Annotated in this window: 14 protein-coding genes and 1 pseudogene; 5 read left to right on the top strand and 10 right to left on the bottom strand. The window is 62.7% G+C overall.

Translation table 11 applies throughout. From position 1 onward, the window contains the following. Window positions 1-3 precede the first annotated feature (3 nt). Entirely contained in the window at window positions 4-411 is a 408-nt protein-coding gene (cdd, locus tag AC0L7P_RS06980) for a cytidine deaminase (protein WP_473435056.1), read from the bottom strand. Between the two features lie 91 nt (window positions 412-502). Here cdd and AC0L7P_RS06975 point away from each other — a divergent pair, with 91 nt between their 5' ends. Then, on the top strand, window positions 503-718 hold the full coding sequence (locus AC0L7P_RS06975; RefSeq protein WP_473435055.1) for a DUF3072 domain-containing protein: 216 nt from the start codon (window positions 503-505) through the stop codon (window positions 716-718). On the opposite strand, the pseudogene AC0L7P_RS06970 reads toward AC0L7P_RS06975, so the two are convergent. Continuing rightward, window positions 700-1,786: pseudogene (locus tag AC0L7P_RS06970) on the bottom strand (cupin domain-containing protein). The gene AC0L7P_RS06975 and the pseudogene AC0L7P_RS06970 sit on opposite strands and share 19 nt — an antisense overlap. 124 nt (window positions 1,787-1,910) lie before the next feature. On the opposite strand from AC0L7P_RS06970, the gene AC0L7P_RS06965 reads away from it, so the two are divergent. Beyond that, window positions 1,911-4,190, top strand: coding sequence for an NADP-dependent malic enzyme (locus tag AC0L7P_RS06965; protein ID WP_473435054.1), 2,280 nt, complete (start codon window positions 1,911-1,913; stop codon window positions 4,188-4,190). Between the two features lie 402 nt (window positions 4,191-4,592). Further along, entirely contained in the window at window positions 4,593-6,488 is a 1,896-nt protein-coding gene (locus tag AC0L7P_RS06960) for a propionyl-CoA synthetase (protein ID WP_473435053.1), read from the top strand. On the opposite strand, the gene csgH is transcribed toward AC0L7P_RS06960, so the two are convergent. From csgH to AC0L7P_RS06945, 3 genes are read right to left on the bottom strand one after another with little or no spacing between them, the layout of a single operon-like run. Next, window positions 6,485-6,871: a curli-like amyloid fiber formation chaperone CsgH gene (gene csgH, locus AC0L7P_RS06955; protein ID WP_473435052.1), complete on the bottom strand. Its 387-nt coding sequence runs from the start codon at window positions 6,869-6,871 to the stop codon at window positions 6,485-6,487. The two genes, AC0L7P_RS06960 and csgH, sit on opposite strands and share 4 nt — an antisense overlap. A gap of 34 nt (window positions 6,872-6,905) precedes the next feature. Then, window positions 6,906-7,304, bottom strand: a complete 399-nt coding sequence (locus tag AC0L7P_RS06950; RefSeq protein WP_473435051.1) for a rhodanese-like domain-containing protein — start codon at window positions 7,302-7,304, stop codon at window positions 6,906-6,908. A gap of 12 nt (window positions 7,305-7,316) precedes the next feature. After that, complete coding sequence (locus tag AC0L7P_RS06945; RefSeq protein WP_473435050.1) at window positions 7,317-8,078, bottom strand: NAD kinase; 762 nt, start codon at window positions 8,076-8,078, stop codon at window positions 7,317-7,319. A 168-nt stretch (window positions 8,079-8,246) separates the two neighbouring features. Between AC0L7P_RS06945 and glyA the strand changes: the two genes are divergently transcribed. Beyond that, window positions 8,247-9,542: a serine hydroxymethyltransferase gene (glyA, locus tag AC0L7P_RS06940; RefSeq protein WP_473435049.1), complete on the top strand. Its 1,296-nt coding sequence runs from the start codon at window positions 8,247-8,249 to the stop codon at window positions 9,540-9,542. A 58-nt stretch (window positions 9,543-9,600) separates the two neighbouring features. On the opposite strand, the gene AC0L7P_RS06935 is transcribed toward glyA, so the two are convergent. Then, entirely contained in the window at window positions 9,601-9,963 is a 363-nt protein-coding gene (locus AC0L7P_RS06935; RefSeq protein WP_473435048.1) for a hypothetical protein, read from the bottom strand. Between the two features lie 97 nt (window positions 9,964-10,060). Here AC0L7P_RS06935 and AC0L7P_RS06930 point away from each other — a divergent pair, with 97 nt between their 5' ends. Further along, window positions 10,061-10,822 carry an alpha/beta fold hydrolase gene (locus tag AC0L7P_RS06930; RefSeq protein WP_473435047.1) on the top strand — a complete coding sequence of 254 codons (762 nt, stop codon included), beginning with the start codon at window positions 10,061-10,063 and terminating at the stop codon, window positions 10,820-10,822. Here the strand turns inward: AC0L7P_RS06930 and AC0L7P_RS06925 are convergent. Genes AC0L7P_RS06925 through AC0L7P_RS06910 form a run of 4 tightly spaced genes read right to left on the bottom strand, consistent with a single transcriptional unit; the run spans window position 10,819 to window position 14,629 of the window. Then, on the bottom strand, window positions 10,819-11,838 hold the full coding sequence (locus tag AC0L7P_RS06925; protein WP_473435415.1) for an alginate lyase family protein: 1,020 nt from the start codon (window positions 11,836-11,838) through the stop codon (window positions 10,819-10,821). The genes AC0L7P_RS06930 and AC0L7P_RS06925 overlap by 4 nt on opposite strands. Then, window positions 11,838-13,049: an SEL1-like repeat protein gene (locus tag AC0L7P_RS06920; RefSeq protein ID WP_473435046.1), complete on the bottom strand. Its 1,212-nt coding sequence runs from the start codon at window positions 13,047-13,049 to the stop codon at window positions 11,838-11,840. Before AC0L7P_RS06920 ends, AC0L7P_RS06925 begins: the two co-directional genes overlap by 1 nt. Then, window positions 12,997-14,514 carry a tetratricopeptide repeat protein gene (locus tag AC0L7P_RS06915; protein ID WP_473435045.1) on the bottom strand — a complete coding sequence of 506 codons (1,518 nt, stop codon included), beginning with the start codon at window positions 14,512-14,514 and terminating at the stop codon, window positions 12,997-12,999. The genes AC0L7P_RS06920 and AC0L7P_RS06915 overlap by 53 nt, the downstream gene beginning before the upstream one ends. Beyond that, window positions 14,450-14,629, bottom strand: coding sequence for a hypothetical protein (locus AC0L7P_RS06910; RefSeq protein WP_473435044.1), 180 nt, complete (start codon window positions 14,627-14,629; stop codon window positions 14,450-14,452). The genes AC0L7P_RS06915 and AC0L7P_RS06910 overlap by 65 nt, the downstream gene beginning before the upstream one ends. Window positions 14,630-14,783: the final 154 nt, after the last annotated feature.

Below are 14,783 nucleotides of genomic sequence, written 5' to 3'. Positions count from 1 at the left end.
GGATCAGGTGCCGCCCATATACGAGGCGTCAAACCGCCCCGGCAGCAAATCGCCCACAGTCACCGTTTCGGCCTTGCCGCCCGTGGTCGCCATGGTGACCGGCACGTCCGGCGCCGCGAATTCGGCCAGTTTCTGACGGCAGCCGCCACAGGGCGGCACGGGTGCGGGGCTGTCTGCAACCACATAAACCTCGGCGATCACCGTTTCACCGGCGGCGACCATGGCGGCGATGGCCCCGGCCTCGGCGCATGTCCCTTCGGGATAGGCGACATTTTCAACATTGCAGCCCACATAGACATGGCCGGTGTCGGTGCGGATGGCCGCCCCCACCTTGAACCGGGAATAGGGGGCATGGGCGTTTTCGCGCACCTGACGGGCGGCTGTTTTCAGGGTCATATCGGCTCCTTCCACGCGGATAGTGGCATGGTGCCGCCACACGGACCCGGGCGCAAGGGGAACTGCGCGCCCTGCCCCCGCGTTCGCCCTTTGAAAGGAGAACACCATGCCAAAGCAGGAACGCCCGGGCATCGCCCCGGCAAGCCCGCTTGGTGCCGTGCCAAACGTCGACACCCACGGCACCGAGCCGATGACCGATAAACAGGCCGCCTATCTTCGCAATCTCTGCGACAAGGCCGGAGAACCGTTCGATACCTCTCTGACCCGCCGACAGGCGCAGGAACGAATAGACATCCTGCGCACTCAGGTCGATGACGTCTGAAAAACCCCGGGAAGCGACACTTCCAGCAATTCGAAATCATCGCTGGCCCGGGCATACCGTGTGGCCATATCGGGCGGAATGACAAAGGCATCCCCCGCCGACAGGGCAAAGGCTTCGCGCCCTTCCCCCTCAAGCTCCATCGTGCCGTCCATGACGAAACCGAACAGGATGTCACTGTCGTGGCGCACCGTGGGCGGGGTGCCGTCGCCCTTTTTCACCACCTGCACCCCGGCCACATTGCCGGTATGCTGTGCAATCGTCGTATCGCGCGACACAAATCCCGGAATGCGGAACGGCCCCCATTGGGCGTTTTCCGCCCGGTGATGGACAAACCGCTGCCCCTGAAACAGGCGGTCAGGGTTTAGCGTGGCGGTGGGCAATTCCATGTCGTGGTCGATGGTGGTGACATGTTCGGCCGGCACGCCGATTTCGATCACTTCGATGTTATCGCTGGCAAACAGAACCCGGTGGCAGAATCTCGGGGGGCTGAATCACGCAATTTCCGGCATGCAGGCGGAACGGCGGCCCCTGATCCTCATAGACCAGATCGACCCAGCCACGATAGCAGAAGATCAACTGAAACCCGACGGTATGGTAATGCACCATATCCGGCACCGGGCCACCATCGGGAATGCGGATGTGGCTGGCAATGATCGACCCGCCCAGCCGGTCAGGCACCAGATCGCGATAATGCATGCCCGCGCGCCCGATCACCCATGGGGCCTGATCGGCCAACCGGCGCACCACAAAGGAATGCACCGTTTCCGGCATGACCAAGGGCGGGTTCAGATCGTCGATTTCAACCCTTGTGCCGTTGGGCGCTGTCAGCACCCGTTGACCATCGGCGAATCCATCGGGGTCGCCGGTAAGGATGCGGATCGTGCCCGGCGGCTCGGACGCGCCCTTTTCGATACGCAGGCGCAAACCATGCCCGGAAAACACCGCAACCTGCGGATCGTCAGCCGGATAGATCGAATCCAGCCGCATCCCCAACGCCTTGGTATAAAACGGAATGTCGTTGCGTATTTCCTGTGTGGGCAGCCGGATTTCCGCGCGCGTGTCCGTCATTTACTTTCCCCGTTTGAAACTGCTGTAAATTCGACGCGACAGTGCAACCCCTTTCATCATTTGACAAGTCGGCCCCAAGCGCCGGATATGGACGAACCCCGTTGCAACAAGGAAAGGCCCATCCATGGACGACGCCAAAAAGGAAAGCCTGCGTCAGGCCGCGCTGCATTATCACCGGTTTCCCAAGCCCGGAAAGCTGGAGATCCGCGCCACCAAGCCGCTTGCCAACGGGCGTGATCTGTCGCGCGCCTATTCCCCCGGCGTCGCCGAAGCCTGCCTTGAAATCAAATCCGACCCGGGAACCGCCAGCGATTACACCTCGCGCGGGAATCTGGTGGCAGTGGTCACCAACGGCACCGCAGTTCTGGGGCTGGGCAACATCGGGGCGCTGGCCAGCAAACCGGTGATGGAGGGCAAGGCGGTTCTGTTCAAGAAATTCGCCAACATTGATTGTTTCGATATCGAGCTGAACGAAAGCGACCCCGAGAAGCTCGCCGATATTGTCTGCGCGCTGGAACCGACCTTTGGCGCAATCAACCTGGAAGACATCAAGGCCCCCGATTGTTTCATCGTTGAAAAAATCTGCCGTGAGCGGATGAACATTCCGGTGTTCCACGACGATCAGCACGGCACCGCCATTGTTGTGGGCGCGGCGGCAACGAATGCCCTGCGTGTGGCGGGCAAGAAATTTGAAGACATCAAAGTGGTCAGCACCGGCGGCGGCGCGGCGGGTATTGCCTGTCTCAACATGTTGCTGAAGCTGGGCGTAAAGCGGGAAAACGTGTTTTTGTGCGATCTGGCCGGGCTGGTCTATGAGGGCCGCACCGAGGACATGACCGAACAAAAGGCCGCCTATGCCCAACCGGGCGGACCGCGTACGCTGGGCGACGTTATTGATGGCGCCGATCTGTTTCTGGGCCTGTCCGGCCCCGGGGTTCTGAAACAGGATATGGTGGCGAAAATGGCCACCGACCCGGTGATTTTCGCGCTGGCCAACCCCAACCCCGAAATCGACCCCGATGTCGCCCGCAAGGTCGCGCCCGGCGCCCTGATCGCCACCGGGCGCAGCGATTATCCCAATCAGGTGAATAACGTGTTGTGTTTCCCGTTCATCTTTCGCGGTGCGCTGGATGTCGGCGCAACCGAGATCAACGACGAAATGAAAATCGCTTGCGTGGAAGGCATCGCCGAACTGGCGCGCAAGACCACCAGCGCCGAGGCCGCCGCCGCCTATCAGGGCGAACAGATGACCTTTGGCGCCGATTACCTGATCCCCAAACCCTTTGATCCGCGCCTGATGGGCGTGGTGGCCAGCGCCGTGGCGCGGGCCGCGATGGAAACCGGTGTGGCATCGCGCCCGATCGAAGATTTGGCCGCCTACAAGGCAAAGCTGGACGGTTCGGTGTTCAAATCCGCCATGATCATGCGCCCGGTGTTCGAAGCCGCGGCAACCGCTGAACGGCGCATCGTCTTTGCCGAGGGCGAAGATGAACGGGTGCTGCGCGCCGCCTCGGCCATGTTGGAGGATACCACCGACAAACCGATCCTGATCGGTCGCCCCGACGTGATCGAAAGCCGGGCGGAACGGGCCGGTCTGGCCATTCGCCCCGGGCGTGATTTTGAAATCGTAAACCCGGAAAATGACCCCCGCTATCGCGACTATTGGGGCACCTATCACGAAATCATGCAACGCAAGGGCGTGACCCCGGACCTGGCCAAGGCGATCATGCGCACCAACACCACGGCCATTGGCGCCGTCATGGTCCACCGCGAAGAGGCCGATTCGCTGATCTGTGGCACCTTCGGGCAATTCCTGTGGCATCTGAACTATATCGAACAGGTTCTGGGAACGCCCCAACTGCACCCTGTCGCGGCGCTGTCGCTGATGATTCTCGAAGACGGGCCGCTGTTTGTGGCCGATACCCAGGTGCATTCATCGCCCAGCCCCGAACAGATCGCGGAAACGGTGATCGGGGCCGCGCGCCATGTGCGCCGCTTTGGCGTGGTGCCCAAGATCGCGCTGTGTTCCCATTCGCAGTTCGGCAACCTCGATTGTGACACCGGCGTCAGAATGCGCGCCGCGCTGGCGATCCTCGATTCCCAGCCGCGCGATTTTGACTATGAGGGTGAAATGCACGCCGATGCCGCCCTTGATGCGGACCTGCGGGAACGGATCTATCCCAACAGCCGGTTTGCGGGGGCCGCGAATGTGCTGGTCTTTGCCAATACCGATGCCGCCTCTGGTGTGCGCAACATCCTCAAGCTCAAGGGCGGCGGGCTGGAAGTGGGGCCGATCCTGATGGGCATGGGCAACCGCGCCCATATCGTGACCCCGTCGATCACCGCACGCGGCCTGCTGAACATGAGCGCGCTGGCCGGCACGCCGGTGGCACACTACGGCTAGCCGCGCCCCAACAACTGAAAACGGCCTGCCGCCCGGTGAACGGGCGGCAGGCCGCTGCGCCCTTGGTGTCTCCTATTTGCGGGGCGGTTGCTTTTTGACGGCTGCCGCCACGGGGGCGGCCATCGGCTCGGGCTTGGCGCCCGGTTTGGCCGGTTGTTTCAACTTTTTCTTCGGGTTTTTGTCGCCCATGGCAACGGATCCTTGATGCTGGCCCGGCCCTGTGCCGTATGCCTGTTTCCCGGCATGCCGCAAAACCAACCGGCCTGCGCGTCTGAATTCGACCTCGATGTCGAAAACGAACCGCCCGGTGCACGCCGAAACACGGCGCGACATCGCAAACCTTGCCCCATCGCGCAGCATCGGCGTATGACTTTGCAAGGTACGAACGGGAGGCAACGCACCATGGGATATCGCGAGATTTACGAGGGTTGGAAAACCGACCCCGAAGCATTCTGGATGGAGCAGGCCCAGGCCATTGATTGGGATGTCCCGCCCAGCCGCGCCCTGAACGACACCCAGGCGCCGCTTTTTGAATGGTTCACCGATGCCATGGGCAACACCTGTTTCAACGCGGTTGACCGCCATGTGAACGCCGGGCGGGGCGATCAGCCCGCAATCATTTGGGACAGCCCGGTCACCGGATCGAAATCCGTCACCACATTTGCAGAACTGCAACACCAGACCGCGCGCCTTGCCGGGGCGCTGGCGGCCAAAGGCGTGGAAAAGGGCGACCGGGTCATCATCTATATGCCCATGGTCCCCGAAGCCCTTGTGGCGATGTTGGCCTGCACCCGGATCGGGGCGGTGCATTCGGTGGTGTTTGGCGGCTTTGCCGCCAACGAACTGGCCACCCGGATCGACGATGCCACCCCAAAGGCGGTGATCGCCGGATCATGCGGGATCGAACCCGGGCGCGTTGTGCCCTATAAACCCCTGCTGGACGGGGCGATTGCCATCGCCGCGCACAAACCCGATTTCTGCGTGATCTTTCAGCGCGATCAACAGCGCGCCGATCTGACCGGGGGGCGCGATTTCGACTGGCACGAGATGCAGGAAGGCGCCGCCCCCGCCGATTGTCTGCCGGTTGAAGGCAGCCACCCGGCCTATATCCTCTATACCTCTGGCACCACCGGCCAGCCAAAAGGCGTGGTGCGCCCCACGGCGGGGCATATGGTGGCGCTACACTGGACGATGAAGAACGTCTATAACGTCGATCCGGGCGATGTGTTCTGGGCCGCCTCCGATGTGGGCTGGGTCGTCGGGCACAGCTATATCTGCTATGCACCGCTGTTGGCGGGCAACACCACCGTGGTGTTTGAGGGCAAGCCGATCGGCACCCCCGACGCAGGGGCCTATTGGCGGGTGATTTCCGAATATAACGTGCGCAGCTTTTTCACCGCCCCCACCGCTTTTCGCGCGATCCGCCGCGAAGACCCGGATGGAACATTCCTCAAGAAATATGACCTGTCCTGCCTCAGGGTTCTTTATCTGGCCGGGGAACGCGCCGACCCCGATACCGTGCATTGGGCCGAACAGCAGTTGAATGTCCCGGTGATCGACCATTGGTGGCAAACCGAAACCGGATATACCATCGTCGGCAATCCCATGGGGATCGAACCCTTGCCGGTGAAGGTCGGTTCACCCACGGTGCCGATGCCCGGCTATGAAATGCATATCCTTGACGAGGCAGGGCACGAACTGCCCCCCGGCACCCTTGGCGCCATCGCCATCAAACTGCCCCTGCCGCCGGGCACCCTGCCCACCCTGTGGAACGCCGAAGACCGGTTTCGCAAGGCATACCTTGACCATTTCCCGGGGTATTATGAAACCGGCGATGCGGGTTATATCGACGACGACGGATACCTTTACATCATGGCCCGCACCGATGATGTGATCAACGTCGCCGGGCACCGCCTGTCAACCGGCGCCATGGAGGAAGTGTTGGCCAGCCACCCGGATGTGGCGGAATGTGCCGTTCTGGGGGTGGCCGACCCGCTGAAAGGGCAATTGGCCATGGGGTTGATCTGTTTGCCCAAAGGGGTGGCGAAATCCCACGCCGAGATCGAACAGGAATGCATCCAACTGGTGCGCGATCAGATCGGCCCGGTGGCGGCGTTTCGGCTGGTCAAGGTGGTGGAACGTCTGCCGAAAACAAGGTCGGGCAAGATTTTACGCGCGACCATCGCCAAGATTGCCGATGGCGAACCCTTCAAGATGCCCGCCACCATCGACGACCCGGCGATCCTTGATGAAATCACCGTCAGCCTTGGGGAATTGGGCTATCCCGCCAAGGGCTAGGTCGCTGTGCCGGACACAACCGGACAATCAAGCGAGCCGCCGTCAATGGTGATGGTCATGGTGATCGAGGCCCCGTCCGGGTCGCCCGATTGTTTTGAATGGGCAACGACAGCCACCTTGCCCGCTTTTGCAGCAAAATCCCCGGACGAGGTCGAGGACATGCTGACCCCACCCCCCGAGCGTTTGACCTGAAGGGTATAGCGGCCACTGACATCGCTTTGCGCCATCACCCGGCCTTCATAAAGTGTTGCGCCATCATTGGACGTGGCCAGAACCTCGCAACTGATGCCCGTGGGCGGCGCTTGCTTGCTGCCCATTGCGTGACCTGCAACGGCGGTTGCGCCGCAAACCATGGCGACAGCGCAGATTTTGGCGATATTCATAGCGGGTTCCTTTCGCTTTCACGCCACGATCGGGTCAGTCTTTGTCGACCTGCTCGACCGGGCCGCCAGCCTTCTGCCAGCCGGAAAAGCCGTCTTTCAGGTGGGCGGCGTCAAACCCCATGTCCTGCAAGGTGGCCACGGTCAGGGCCGAGCGCCAGCCAGAGGCGCAGTGAAAGACAAATTTCTTGTCCTCGCCGAACACCTCTTTGAAATAGGGGCTGTCGGGGTCGACCCAGAATTCGATCATCCCGCGCGGCGCGTGAACACTGCCGGGGATGAACCCGCTGCGCTGGCGTTCGCGCACGTCGCGCAAATCGACAATCACCACATCCGGGTCATCCACCATGGCAATGCCATCGGCGGTTTCGACCTCGGAAATCCGGGCGCGGGCAGCGGCCACCATGGCGGCGGCGTTGGTTTTCAACGATGGCATGTCTTCTCCTTTTCAGACAAATTGTTCGCGGATCAGACGTTCTTCCAATCCGTGACCGGGATCGAACAACAGCCGGTGACGCACGGCGCGTTCGCTGCGAATTTCGACGCTGGCCACATCGCGCACCGACTGGCGGCTGTCGGCATCGGCCATGACCGGGCGTTTGTCCGGGTCCAGCACATCAATCCGCACCACCGCCCCGGACGGAAGCAACGCCCCGCGCCAGCGCCGGGGCCGAAAGGCCGCCATGGCCGTCAGCGCCAGAACATCGGCGCCAATGGGCAAAATCGGGCCATGGGCGGAATAGTTGTAAGCGGTGGACCCGGCAGGCGTTGAAACAAGCGCCCCGTCGCACACCAATTCATCCAGCCGCATCCGGCCATCGACGCTGATCCGCAGTTTGGCCGCCTGCGGCCCGGCGCGCAACAGCGCCACCTCGTTGATGGCCAGCGCGTTATGGTGGGTGCCATCGCAGGTGACGGCGGACATGGTCAGCGGGTTTATCACCTCTTCCACCGCTTCGGACAAACGGTCGGGCAGATCATCTTCGGAATATTCGTTCATCAGAAACCCGATGGTGCCCCGGTTCATCCCATAAACCGGCACATCCAGCACCCGGTTGCCATGCAGCGTCTGCAACATGAACCCGTCGCCCCCCAGCGCCACGATCACATCCGCCGCTTCTGGCGCAACATCGCCATATCGGGCGCGCAACCGCACAGCGGCCTCTTGCGCAATGGGGGCCGTGCTGGCGGCAAAAGCAATCGCGCGCATATCTTACTCCGTTGTCCCGAACCGCAGCGTGGCCGACCGATTGAGGAAACACAAGTCCACCATGGGCAACGGATTGCCGCGATCCCACGCGGTTTCGTCGCAATGCGGGCTTTCTCGGGCGCGCGCCTTGGCCTATACCGCCGCCAACACAGCCCCAGGAGACGCCCCATGAACGCCCCCCACAAAGACAACGGTTTCTTCAGCGAAGATCTGGCCAGCCGCGACCCCGAGATTTTCGGCACCATCGGCAAGGAACTGCACCGCCAACAGACCGAGATCGAGCTGATCGCCAGCGAAAACATCGTCAGCCGCGCGGTGATGCAGGCCCAGGGCAGCGTCCTGACCAACAAATACGCCGAAGGTTACCCCGGGCGGCGGTATTACGGCGGCTGTGAACACGTTGATGTCGCCGAGGATCTGGCGATTTCGCGCGCCTGCGAATTGTTCGGGTGCAGCTTTGCCAATGTGCAGCCGAATTCCGGTTCGCAGGCCAATCAGGGGGTGTTCACCGCCCTGTTGCAGCCCGGTGATACGATCCTTGGCATGTCGCTGGATGCGGGGGGCCACCTGACCCACGGCGCACGGCCCAACCAATCGGGCAAATGGTTCAACGCCGTGCAATACGGCGTGCGGCGCGACACGCTCGAACTGGATTACGATCAGGTCGAGGCCTTGGCCAAAGAACATCAGCCAAAGATGATCATCGCGGGCGGTTCGGCCATTCCCCGCCAGGTGGATTTCGCCCGGATGCGCGCGATTGCCGATATGGTGGGCGCATATCTGTTGGTCGACATGGCGCATTTCGCCGGTCTTGTTGCGGCGGGCGAACACCCCTCGCCCTTTCCCCACGCCCATGTGGCCACAACAACCACCCACAAAACCCTGCGCGGCCCGCGCGGCGGGATGATCCTGACCAATGACGAGGCTTTGGCCAAGAAATTCAACTCGGCCATCTTCCCCGGCATCCAGGGCGGCCCCCTGATGCATGTGATCGCAGGCAAGGCGGTGGCGTTCGGCGAGGCATTGCGCCCCGATTTCAAAACCTATCAGCAACAGGTGATCGCCAATGCCAAAACCCTGGCCGCGCAGCTGATCGAAGGCGGGCTGGACATTGTCACCGGCGGCACCGACACCCATGTCGTGCTGGTCGATCTGCGCCCCAAGGGGGTGAAAGGCAACGCCACCGAAAAGGCGCTGGGACGGGCCAATATCACCTGCAACAAGAACGGCATCCCGTTTGACGACGAAAAACCGACAATAACCAGCGGCATCCGGCTCGGCTCTCCTGCGGGCACCACGCGCGGGTTCGGCACACCGGAATTCACCCAGATCGCCGGTTGGATTGTCGAGGTCGTCGATGGCCTTGCCGCCAATGGCGAAGAGGGCAACGCCGCCATCGAGGCCAAGGTGAAAGCCGAGGTCGAGGCTCTCTGCGCCCGATTCCCGATCTATTCTGATCTGTAAGACTTATCTGACGACGCTGGAAAAAGGGGGCTTTGGCCCCTTTTTTGCCCCATGCGCCCTACAGATACCCGCGCCACACCAGCACCGCGATCAGCACCGCTGCCACTGCCAGAACGTTGAACGCATTCACGGTGACCACGCCAAGGGCAAACCGCACGATCCGCTCTGACCCGTCGATCTTTTCCAGAAAACGTTTGCAATCGCGATAGGCCCGCGTTTGCAATGTGACGTCGATCCGGCGGGCGAGCTTGGGATGCGCCGACAGCGCCTCTGCCTCGATCAGGGTGTCGGCCTCGCGGCGGATACGGCGGGGCAGCAGGCGGCCTGCCTTTTTCACCTTTTGGGCAAGACCCTGACCGCCAATGCCCAACCGCGATCCGATCAGATCGGCGATGTCCTGCGCCTGTTGCTGTGGTGTCATATCGTCCCCCGCTCGGGGTTGAATTACCCCCTGGCCAGATTCGCTCAATCCCTTGTGGCCTGCAAATTTATCCTGCGCTAAAAGGCAAGTATGCTGAATGTCATCACCCACGGAACACCAACCGCACGCCCCCCTTCTGATCGTCCATGGGTTGTTCGGATCGGCCCGCAACTGGGGCGTTATTGCCAAACGCCTGTCGGATTCCCGGCTGGTGCGGGTGGTGGACATGCGCAACCATGGGCAATCCCCTTGGCAGAATTCCCATTCCTATGCCGATCTTGCCGATGATCTAAGTGCGGTGATCGACGGGCCTTGTGATGTCTTGGGCCATTCCATGGGGGGCAAGGCGGCGATGGTTCTGGCGCTGTCCCGCCCCGATCTGGTGCGCCGGTTGATCGTGGCCGATATTGCCCCGGTGGGATATTCCCACACCCAGATGCCCCTGATCCAGGCGATGCGCGGGCTTGATCTGTCCACCGTCAAAACCCGGGGCGAGGCCGAGGCCGCCCTTGCCCCCGCCATTCCCGACTCCGGCGTGCGGGCCTTTTTGCTGCAATCCCTTGATGTGGCCGCGCAAAAATGGCGCCTGAACCTTGATGTTCTGGCGGCGGAAATGGACAAGATCATCGGCTGGCCCGCCATGACAGGGCAATACACCGGGCAAACCCTGTTTCTGACCGGCGCGCTTTCCGATTACGTTCTGCCCGAACACCGCGCCCGCATCCGCGAATATTTTCCCGCCGCACGGTTCGCGAAAATCCCCGGGGTCGGGCATTGGCTCCACGCCGAAAAGCCCCGCGAATTCGAAGCGGCAGCCCGCGCGTTTCTGGATCGCAGCGACCCGTCGCAGGTGTCCTAACCCCCGGTCCGTTCCCACAACAGGCGCTGATCGCCGCCCAGCTTTGAATTGACCAGCGCCACGCCCTGCGCCGCCCCCTGTGCGGCCTGATCGTCGGGAAACAACGTCAGATAGGCGGGCAACCACGCCAGCGCGTGCGGCTCCAGTTTCTGGGTGCCGTCGAAATAGGTTTGCACCTGCCCGGAATATTGCGCCGTGCGCGTGCCACCGGCTGCGTAATCCTCCAACGCATAGACGACCACCCGGGGCAATGCGCCGTTGCAGATGCCGGCCAAGGTGGGGCCATCATCAGACGCGAGCGCTATGATCGTGACAAGGGGGGCGATGGCGTGAAACTGATAATGCAGCCCCCATTTACCGCGCCGGGTTTCCTGGGGCAGGCTGCCGTCGTCGCGGGCGCTGCACAATATCCGCGCGACCGAGGCAAAAGCCCAGTACCGCGCCGCATCATCCCCGGTCAGATCGCCGGTCAGGAAAATCGCCAGACTGGCCCAGGCCCGCAGATTGCCACGCCGCGCGCCGTGGGTTGCATCCTTTTCCCAGAAATCAATCTGTTCACCCGCGCGTTTGGTCAGCCACCGCTCAATCGCGGCGGTGCGGTGGTTGGTTTCGGCATAGGGGCGCACCTGACGATAGGCTTCGGCGATCCCGGCAAGACGCCCGCCAACCGAAAGCTGCGCCGTCAGGCTGCCCAGATCGGACAGGGCATCGGCCCAGGCCCAGGCCGCAAGGCGCGCAACCACGCAATTGGCCAGATCCGTTTCAGCGGCCCCGCCCCGCGTCACCGTATTGGCGGCGCGCGCCAGATCGCGGATGAAATCATCCACCGGGGCCAGTGCCGCGTTTACCTCGGCGTTGCTGTCATCGTCGATGATCGAACGGGACGGATCATCCGCCACATAGCGGCTGCCGTAATCCAGCGCGACAACCGGTTCGGTCGCGGCGAAACATCCGGCGGCGACAGGCCCGGCCAAGGCGAATGACAGGCACAGGGCCGACAGGGCGGGTTTCAACATCACTGACTGGCTCCGTTGCTTAACCCGACAAGGCGGGTGATTTCGCGGGCCTTGTCGCTGCCCTGGGCCGCGGCGCGTTGCAACCAGCCAAGGGCCTGTTCCCGATCTGCGGTGACACCAATGCCAAAGGCCAATGCCTCGCCATATTCGGTCATTGCGGTGGTATCGCCTGCCTCGGCGGCACGGGCCAGCCACGCCATGGCAGCGGCCAGATCGCCCCCCGCCACCGCGTTTTCGCGCAGGACAAGCCCGTGAATGCGCATGGCGACAGGATCACCGGTTTCAGCGGCCACACGGTACAGCGTCGGCATGTCCAACTGCGCCTCAATCAACGCGCGGCTGTCTGCATCGGCCCCGCGCAGGGCCGCCAGATAACTGCCCAACACGTCAAGGTCTCCGTTATCCAGCGCTTCGGCCATCATGATGGCGGCGCGATCCGTGTCATACACCGGGGTGCCTTTGGTCACGATCATGCGGAAGATTTCGCCATCTGCGCGGGTATCGCCCCGGGCGCTGGCCTGTTGCAACAGATCAAGGGCGCGGGGCATTTTATCGGGGTTGCCACCGCGCAGATAGGTGCGGGCCAACGTGATCATCCATGATGTCCGTTCCACGGCCAGTACATCAGCCGCCGCCAGCCACCGGGCGATGCCACCCACCTGCCCCAGTTCTTCGCTGAAGGCGGTCATTTCCATGGCCCCGCCAAAGGTGCAGGGCATGACCCCGGCAGCGCGGGTCATGTAATACGCGGGGTTGGCCGAATAGCGGGCGGCGAACAACTGCGCCGCATAATCACCGTCACGGTCGATCACCGGGTGGTATTTATCAAACAATGCCTGTTGCTGCGCCGGGTCTGTGGACAGGGCCGCCAAGGCGAACATCGCGCGCCCATATCCAAGGGCGGACGACCCCGCCAGCACCTCGGCTGCACTGATGCGGGCCTTGGGGCCGATCCGGTCAAGCACGCCGGGGGCATACATTTCTTCGATCAACTGCTGGCTTAACCAGACGGCGAATCCGGGGCCAGAGGTGGCATGGCGTTCGCGCAGGGCGGCATAGATGATGTCATGGGCCGCAGGATCGCCGGTCAGGCTCAGGTCAAGTTTCGCCTGCGCCACCAACCGTGCGTCAGTGTGCTCAAAGTAATCCGCCCAGAAATCACGCATGGCACCGTCGGCAAAGGCGGCCTTTTCGATCAGACGGCGCCACATGGCCAGACCATCGGGCGATCCGCTGAGCGCGAAGGATTGAATTTCCGCGATCCGGGGCCAATCGGTTTCCATCCGCAACCCAAGAAGCGGCCCGTATTCCTCGGCGGAATCCGACACGCCAATCGCCAGTTTCTGCCCCAGCCAATAATCGGCTGCGGCGCGGTCGGGGGGTATCGGCCCGGCACACATGGGCGCTGCGGATCATGATCATCGGCTGCGCCCCGCCCCGGTCCGTGACCACGCGCGCCAACAGATCGACCGCGCGATCAACCTTGGTCACGTCGGGGTTGTCGGCCAGTATCAGGCGCGCCAACAGGACATGGCCGTCAAGATTGCCCCGCTCCACCGCCTGTTCCAGCAACACCCGCGCATCCGGCACCCCGGCCCAGCGGCCCTGATCCTCTAGCATTGTTTCGGCCAGTTGGGAAAACGCCCAGCCCGGCGCATCGTTGCGGGTGACAAGTTCACGCAGGGTGGCGATCCGCATCGCGCGATAGGCGGGGATGGCCGTTTCATGGCGGCGCAGGAACAACGCAAACTGGGAAAGACCGCGCAGATCACCCGACAGCGACGCCGCGCGATAAAGATCAAACGCACGGGCCTGATCCTCGGGGGCCAGCGCGCCCCGTTCCAGAACGCGGGCCAGTTCGATCTGTGCATAAGACAATTCAGCCGCCGCCGCCTTTTCCAGATAGCGCAGCAGGATGTCGTTGGATTTCTCGAACCCTTCGGCGCGGATATGGTATTCAAACACCTTCCATGCCGCATGGCCGCTGCCCAGATCGGCGGAAAAGCGATACCAGTCATGGGCCAGTTGCGCATCGGCGGTCACGATCCGGCCAAACCTGTATTGGGTGGCGATCCGGGTGGTGCGTTGGCAAATCTGCGGGTCCAGCTCGCCCACCATGTTGCTGAACGCGGTGGTGACGGACAATTCCAGCGGAACAACCCAATCCGCCGGCGCCTTGTCGGCCAGTTGCAACGCCGCCAGCGCCAACAGGGCCTTGGGTTCGCCCGAAAACCCCGCATCGGTCAACAGGCGGTCGGCCAGCACGGGATCCGCCGCAATCCCGATTCCGCTGCGCAGATAGCGCGACAGCACCAGCTTTGACGCGGGTTTCATCACGTCGATCAGTTTGGCCAGTTCCGGCACCAGACCGCTTTTGGTCAGGTCATCAAACTTGCCCGCCGCGTCCAGCGCCGTGATCCGCATGACAAGGGCGGTTTCCCCCACGAACGCCGGGTCGGCCTTTTCCAACAGGTCCATGGCCCGCGCCGTGGTGTCAAACCAGCGGATGCCGTCGATCTGGGTCAGCCGGTTCATATCGCGCCGGATGCTGCGCATGGGGCGGTCGGGCAACACGCGCCCATCCCATTGCCCCCAGAAATCGGTCGTTTCATCATCGGTTGGCGGAGAAACACAGATCGGCGCGGTGGTGATCGCGGGGGCGGAACGCCAGATCAAGCGTGTTTTGCGCCTGCGCCGCGCCGCCAACAGACAGCGCGAACAGTGACGCCAACACGCACCGAAGGCCCGACAGCCGCCGGGTGGGGGGCGATTGATGTGGGCCTTCGGTCATCACGGGTTACGCCGTATAGGTGTTTGGCACCGCCACGGCGGCAAGCGCCTGATCGGCACCGGTCAACACAACCGACACGCCACCACGGCGTTTCAATTCGACCCCCGCCACCGAGGCAAGGGTTTCATCGCCCACCCGGAAATCAAAATCGAGG

The sequence above is a fragment of the Oceaniglobus sp. K40-3 genome (assembly GCF_055808395.1).
The sequence above is the reverse complement of the archived record's forward strand: the minus strand, read 5'-3'. Positions and strand labels throughout refer to the sequence as shown.

Bases quoted from the DNA above. Each gene is read 5' to 3' on its own strand.
- AC0L7P_RS06965 (WP_473435054.1), top strand. From the start codon at position 1,911: ATGGACGACGCCAAAAAGGAAAGCCTGCGTCAGGCCGCGCTGCATTAT.
- AC0L7P_RS06930 (WP_473435047.1), top strand. From the start codon at position 10,061: ATGTCATCACCCACGGAACACCAACCGCACGCCCCCCTTCTGATCGTC.
- AC0L7P_RS06910 (WP_473435044.1), bottom strand. From the start codon at position 14,629: ATGACCGAAGGCCCACATCAATCGCCCCCCACCCGGCGGCTGTCGGGC.
- AC0L7P_RS06945 (WP_473435050.1), bottom strand. From the start codon at position 8,078: ATGCGCGCGATTGCTTTTGCCGCCAGCACGGCCCCCATTGCGCAAGAG.
- AC0L7P_RS06920 (WP_473435046.1), bottom strand. From the start codon at position 13,049: ATGTGGCGCCGTCTGATCGAAAAGGCCGCCTTTGCCGACGGTGCCATG.
- glyA (WP_473435049.1), top strand. From the start codon at position 8,247: ATGAACGCCCCCCACAAAGACAACGGTTTCTTCAGCGAAGATCTGGCC.
- AC0L7P_RS06960 (WP_473435053.1), top strand. From the start codon at position 4,593: ATGGGATATCGCGAGATTTACGAGGGTTGGAAAACCGACCCCGAAGCA.
- AC0L7P_RS06950 (WP_473435051.1), bottom strand. From the start codon at position 7,304: ATGCCATCGTTGAAAACCAACGCCGCCGCCATGGTGGCCGCTGCCCGC.
- AC0L7P_RS06935 (WP_473435048.1), bottom strand. From the start codon at position 9,963: ATGACACCACAGCAACAGGCGCAGGACATCGCCGATCTGATCGGATCG.
- csgH (WP_473435052.1), bottom strand. From the start codon at position 6,871: ATGAATATCGCCAAAATCTGCGCTGTCGCCATGGTTTGCGGCGCAACC.
- AC0L7P_RS06975 (WP_473435055.1), top strand. From the start codon at position 503: ATGCCAAAGCAGGAACGCCCGGGCATCGCCCCGGCAAGCCCGCTTGGT.
- AC0L7P_RS06925 (WP_473435415.1), bottom strand. From the start codon at position 11,838: ATGTTGAAACCCGCCCTGTCGGCCCTGTGCCTGTCATTCGCCTTGGCC.